Below are 359 nucleotides of genomic sequence, written 5' to 3' on the forward strand. Positions count from 1 at the left end.
AACGCCTATCGCCATCATTTCACCGGACATAACGATGTAAATTTCCTGAGCCTTATTTTCGCGAATTGGCATTGCGAAACCGCCGCAAACCACGTCGCCTAACACGTCGTAGGAAACATAATCAACGCCGTCGTAAGCACCTTCTTCTTCGAGGAAGTTGATGGAGGTGATCACGCCGCGACCAGCGCAACCAACGCCGGGTTCCGGACCGCCGGATTCAACACAACGGATGTCGCGATAACCGACCTTCATAACATCGTCCAGCTCCAGGTCTTCCACGCTACCGGCTTCGGCAGCCAGTGACAGCACGGTGTCTTGTGCCTTTGCATGCAGGATCAGGCGGGTGGAGTCAGCCTTGG

General features: G+C 55.2%; 1 pseudogene. It reads right to left on the minus strand.

Features of this window, described 5'->3' with window-relative positions:
- A pseudogene (nifH, locus tag A8F95_RS10560) lies at window positions 1-359 on the minus strand (nitrogenase reductase); the annotation flags it as partial.

It is taken from the genome of Pseudobacillus wudalianchiensis (genome assembly GCF_001685015.1).
GTDB classification, from domain to species: domain Bacteria; phylum Bacillota; class Bacilli; order Bacillales; family Domibacillaceae; genus Pseudobacillus; species Pseudobacillus wudalianchiensis.